This is a genomic window from Butyrivibrio sp. (genome assembly GCF_024699075.1).
Window position 1 is genome coordinate 1 of the sequence record NZ_JAILQF010000015.1, and the last position, 5,696, is coordinate 5,696.

The following is a 5,696-nucleotide window of genomic DNA, read 5'->3' on the forward strand; positions in this document are numbered from 1 at the left end:
TTCCGCATCCACTTACCGTAACAGTTATAAGCGCTATACCTATACTGCTTGCAAATACCCTATGCAGAAATTTAAAGTCAAAGTCTCTAACCATTTTGATCCTCCAAGCACTTGTATTTAAAAAGTGAATCATGTAATACTGTTCACCCTACTGATAATCTCCATAATTGCCATAGTACTTACCATAGTACTTGCCATAGTACTTACCATAATACTTGCCATAATATTTATTTCCATCCATGGAAACCATGTTCATGACTGCCCCCAGCACGTGGCATCCTGCCTTCTTAAGCTGGTTTTGAACATTTTGAACGAATCTGTAACTTATCCTGCCGCTTGCTATAACAAGAACCGTGCCATCGCACTGTTTACCAACGATAGCGGCATCTATAACTGATCCAAGAGGCGGTGTATCAATTATGATGATATCGAATACATCATGCGCCTCTTTAAGGAGTTGTCCGAACACTTCGCCTCCGAGTAGCTCTGAGGGCATCGGGGTGTTCGGCCCTGAGAATATCATGTAAAATCCAGGTTCATCTGTCTGGCACAGACAATCATCAATCTTGCAATGACCTACAAGGAAGTTAGTAAGTCCAAACCTTATCTTGCCATTTTTAAAGTGCTCTCTCATAACAGATTTTCTAAGGTCTGCATCTATAAGAAGTACTTTCTTATCAGCCTGAGCGAAGGTCCTTGCAAGTTCGAAGGCAACTTCTGACTTGCCTTCATTGGGTGTACTTGATGTTATTGCAATTGTACGTATATCCCTGCCACTAAACTCGATATTACTTCTAAGAGTCTTGTAGGCTTCCTTTGTCCTAAAATCAAGTTCATTGTCCCTTATCATTATTCTCTGCATGTATTCTCTTCTCCCCTATATAGGATCCGGCATCAGATAACCGAATTCCTACGCAATAAAGATATCGGATACAATTAAGTGAATATTTACATTTTTTCGAAAAATTCTTGATATTAAACAATTTTGAGGTTTATATATACTGAAATTAAAGAACTATTTTATTAGATATATCATATATTTTGTAGAATAGATGATTTCTATGATTTATTTGCGCTATTATGATCCTGTATTGCTTTCAGGATCATCCTCATCTCCGCCAATACGGCTTATTTCGTCAGACTTATCTTTCTTTTTGGATTTCCTGCTCTTCTTAAAATTCTTGGAACCTATATCCTGGGTTACATTTTCATCAAATGGAATAATTCCAAGAGCGCTGATACCAAGATACTTCTCAACATCCTCTGATGTCTTAACAGTATCATCTATAAGGAAATGTATGATAAGAAGCGCTCCTACTAATAAAGTTCCAAATACAAAGCCTCCTGCTGTCCAGAGAAGGCAACTAGGTGCAGACTTTTCTGTAGGAAGATTTGCAACTTCTACTACGTTAACAGCATCTATATCCATAACATTTTCGATATGCCTGGCGCTTACTTCTCTTATGTAATCAGCTATAGTCTGTGCAGTATATGGATCATAATCCGTCACCGTTATAGCAACAATTCGAGTATCTAAAGGAGTATCCACAGATACCTTTTCAAGAAAATCGTCATAGTCATATTTGCTGCCAATATCTAAAGCTTCAATTACGTTTTCAAGAACGTATCGGCTCTTTATAAGCTCAGCATAATCCTTGGTAAGCTGAGATCCAACCTGAAGATCCGTATATATATTACTTGAATCCGTATTGTCTTTATCAAGTACATATATCTTAGTTGTTGATTTAAATTCTTCCGGAAGCACGAATTTACTAAAACAAAAGCCCGCAATGGCACAGCCTATTGCTACAATAAGTATAAGCCACAGGCGATGAATAAGTATTCCTACAATCTCTCCAAGGTCAATCTCAATTACGTCGCTATTGTTTCTGGCATTACTGCTTACATTTACATCAGTCTGTTCCATACGTACCTCCAAACATTATCAGCTTAACAGGTTAATCGCATTTTCATATAGAATTTCTCTGGCGTAATCTTCTCCGTATTTTTTTCTTATAAATTCAGCGCATTCGAGCATATCTGGAACTCTTTTCCCTGTATCTCTGTGCGCATCAGTACTTACAAAACTTATCTTCTCCTGTGACAGGAGCTTTCTTACAAATTTACCAACGGGATTGAACATTCCTCTTGTAACACTATCGGAATTGATCTGAAGTCTCACCCCTCCATCTATTATTTCGTCAATTCTTGATTTATCTTTATAGAAACATTCATATCTTTCGCAGTGAGCCAATATAGGATTCCATCCCTCGTACGAAAGACGTCTTAGTCCCTCCGAAATATAGCTATACTCATCCGAAGGATTAAATTCTACAAGTATATCACCGGAATTTCCCATAGGAAGGGCATTGCCTTCTTCCAGCCTTTTAGGAAGAGTTTCGTCATAGTATAGTTCATTACCCGGATATATCTTTATGTCTATTCCTTCTTTATCAGCTTCCTCTTGAAGTTGTATGATCCTTTTATGGATGCCCTTAGGGGAAACAGACTTTATATATATTTTGTTATGAGGCGTTGCAATTATTGTCCTTATATTATTTTCATAAGCAATCCTTAGCATGTTAAGTGACATCTCCATATCTTTGGATCCGTCATCAACAGCCGGGATCACATGACAATGCATATCGACAAAGCCGTAAGAGAATTTTTTACCCATTTAACCCCCGTTTATCATTAACTGTTCACAATATTATGCATAGGAATAAGATTTTTGAATTTATCTTCCATGTCCAAATCCTTGCATATCACTGCGAAATTTTTTCACACAGGCTGCTCAGCAGACACTGCCTCTTTCTTTTGAGCAGGTACTCCTATCTCCTGATACAATCTTGTCATAAATGATACTTCCTGTTCAATATTAAGTCCTGCATTTCTGAATATTCTTTCAACCATTCTGGGAGATGCGCTTCTATTCATAAGATATGATTTCTGGTCAAAATTCTTCTGCGGCTCAGGCTCTTCTTTGCCAGAGAGAAGGCGATGAAGATTCATAAGAGTATCGTAGTCATAATATTCATCTTCTGTTTTTGCAGGTGCTGCTACTCCCATCTTGTTCATCTCATCCAGGATACGGTAAGCCCAGGCCTCAGGAGATTCTGATAATGAAAAATAGTTAATAAGTCCCGTCAGATTTATATCCTTGGAAATAGTATCAGATGCCATGCAAGGGAGCCCTGATGCCTGTGCTTCCATAAGTGCAGCGGGCGCTCCATTAAGATTAGCAGGGTATACGAAATAGTCCATGATCTGATAGAAATCGTATACATTACCCCATGTACCAAGGAACAGAACCTGTCCTATTATCCCAAGATCTGCTGCAACTTTGGCAGCATTCATGATCTCCTCTCCGTCTCCTATGAGAAGAATCTTCATAGGAAGCCCCTTAAGCGTATCATACTCACCTGTGGGATCCTCTTTTAATATCTTCTGCATCCATGCAAATACATGGAATAGAAATTCATGATTCTGATTTTTATGAAACTGCGCAACGCACCCTAATACAAATGTGTTTGCAAGTCCAAGCTTATCGCGGAAAGCATCACGTATTTTCCCATTATACAGAAAATTCTGTATGTTGATACCATCTTGAATTACATGTATTCTTCCCGAATCAACTGCAATATCCCCAAATATCGCTCTAGCTGCCCCAACGCTTGATGCAAAGCATATATCGGCGCAGTCTTCTTTTAGTATAGGTGATGAGAAGTTGGCTCTTCTTATCTTCTGAACAAGCCCTGCGTCTATAACGCTTCCCACATGCATTATAGTTATAGCTCCGTGCCTCTTGGCAAGAGGAAGATATATCGATGCTGCAGAATACATATGTCCTTCAACAATCTTCCATTCTCCTTCGTGCTGGGCAAAAAAACTGTTCACAAGCTCAGTATATCCGAACAGATTGCTACTACTATAAGTCGGAATAGCATAAACATGTCCTCCAAGCCTTGTGATCTCTGCGTCAAAAAAACCGGCTCTTCTATGCCTAAGAAGCTCGTCAGATGAAGGGAATTCCTTGCCTGTAGGAGTAGGATCTCTTGTTATAAGGAAATCAAACTGGATGTGACTTCTGTCAAAGTTTCTGTATAGATTCATTATATGTGCCTGCATTCCACTAAGGTCAATCGACTCAAGCACATGTAGTATTCTTATTTTTGCTTTTGGAACATTTTCAGACACACGTATAGTAGACGGTATACGCTTTTTCGGAGGCGTAACCGAAGGGTTGTTCTTCTCGAATTCTCGTTTTCTTACGTCAGATGCACTCTCGATAGTCTCAAATATTGACATAGGTAGTTCCCCTCCCCGCTTATGCGCGCACTTTCCTACGTATATATTATATCGCTTAATCGACTATCTTTCTACATAAAAATGCCCTATTTACGGGGAAAATCGAATTATCTATTCGCTTATCCATACGCAAATAAGGTGATTATATCAATTGTATATTTACATTTAAAACAGTATTTATTCTGTATATAACTCAAAGCCGCTCAAATTCAAAAGACAGGCAGTTTATAAATGATTTTTGAGTCTTTGACTGTATTATAAAATTCAAGAGCTTGATAGATGAAGTTTTATATTCTGTATGGGATCCACCTGTTCGAGCAAAGCGAGTTTGGATCCCAGAATATAAAATTTCAGATATCAAGCCTTGAATTATAATACATGAAAGACAATAAAAACATTTATAACTGCCTGTCTTTACGAATCTGTAGCAAGGGGCATTTGTACCCGATTACCTCTCAGCACGCATTGGGTTGTTGAGGAAGTCTTCGTATGTGAGCCTGATTCCCTCATCGAGCTCTGTCTTGTAGGTCCAGCCAAGATTTGTAGCCTTAGATACATCAAGAAGCTTTCTAGGTGTTCCATTTGGCTTTGAAGAATCCCAACGGATCTCACCCTCATAACCGATGATCTTAGCAACCTTTTCTGTAAGCTCTTTGATTGTAAGCTCCTTACCTGTACCAGCGTTAACCGTCTCATCACCTGAGTAGTTATTCATAAGGAATACACAAAGGTTAGCAAGATCGTCAACATATAAGAATTCACGAAGTGGTGATCCATCTCCCCAACATGTTACGTAAGGAAGATTCTGCTCCTTAGCTTCATGGAAGCGGCGGATAAGAGCTGGAAGTACGTGTGAGTGCTCTGGATGATAGTTATCATTCGGTCCGTAAAGGTTAGTAGGCATTACTGATATATAGTCTGTGCCGTACTGACCATTTAAGTATTCGCAGTACTTAAGACCACTGATCTTAGCAAGCGCATAAGCCTCATTAGTCTTCTCAAGCTCAGATGTAAGGAGAACCTTCTCTGTCATAGGCTGAGGAGCCATACGAGGATAGATGCAGGATGAACCGAGGAATTCAAGCTTCTTACAGCCGTTCTGCCATGCAGAGTGAATCACGTTCATCTCAAGGATCATGTTGTCATACATAAAGTCAGCCTTTGCTGTTGCATTACCCATGATTCCGCCAACCTTAGCAGCTGCAAGGAATACATACTCAGGTTTTTCTTTGGCAAAAAACTCTTCAACCTGATCCTGACGTGTAAGGTCAAGCTCCTTATGTGTACGTGTAATGATATTTGTATATCCCTGACGTTCAAGTTCTCTTACGATTGCAGAACCAACCATTCCGCGGTGGCCGGCAACATATATTTTTGCATTCTTTTCC

At 39.2% G+C, this 5,696-nt stretch carries 5 protein-coding genes; all 5 read right to left on the reverse strand.

The annotated features are described in order from the left end of the window. Positions 1-148 precede the first annotated feature (148 nt). Complete coding sequence (locus K6G87_RS00515) at positions 149-862, reverse strand: CpsD/CapB family tyrosine-protein kinase (RefSeq protein ID WP_296832397.1); 714 nt, start codon at positions 860-862, stop codon at positions 149-151. A gap of 216 nt (positions 863-1,078) precedes the next feature. Beyond that, positions 1,079-1,927, reverse strand: coding sequence for a YveK family protein (locus K6G87_RS00520; RefSeq protein WP_296832400.1), 849 nt, complete (start codon positions 1,925-1,927; stop codon positions 1,079-1,081). Between the two features lie 18 nt (positions 1,928-1,945). Next, positions 1,946-2,677: a CpsB/CapC family capsule biosynthesis tyrosine phosphatase gene (locus K6G87_RS00525; RefSeq protein WP_296832403.1), complete on the reverse strand. Its 732-nt coding sequence runs from the start codon at positions 2,675-2,677 to the stop codon at positions 1,946-1,948. 104 nt (positions 2,678-2,781) lie between these two features. Further along, the gene (locus K6G87_RS00530) at positions 2,782-4,308 is read right to left on the reverse strand and encodes a glycosyltransferase (RefSeq protein WP_296832406.1); all 1,527 of its coding nucleotides are present in this window, start codon (positions 4,306-4,308) and stop codon (positions 2,782-2,784) included. A gap of 448 nt (positions 4,309-4,756) precedes the next feature. Continuing rightward, the coding region (locus K6G87_RS00535) for a GDP-L-fucose synthase family protein (RefSeq protein WP_296832410.1) at positions 4,757-5,696 on the reverse strand (940 nt) is incomplete at its 5' end.

Excerpts from the sequence above, each read along its gene's own strand:
- K6G87_RS00515 (WP_296832397.1), bottom strand. The coding sequence starts at position 862 with ATGCAGAGAATAATGATAAGGGACAATGAACTTGATTTTAGGACAAAG.
- K6G87_RS00520 (WP_296832400.1), bottom strand. The coding sequence starts at position 1,927 with ATGGAACAGACTGATGTAAATGTAAGCAGTAATGCCAGAAACAATAGC.
- K6G87_RS00525 (WP_296832403.1), bottom strand. The coding sequence starts at position 2,677 with ATGGGTAAAAAATTCTCTTACGGCTTTGTCGATATGCATTGTCATGTG.
- K6G87_RS00530 (WP_296832406.1), bottom strand. The coding sequence starts at position 4,308 with ATGTCAATATTTGAGACTATCGAGAGTGCATCTGACGTAAGAAAACGA.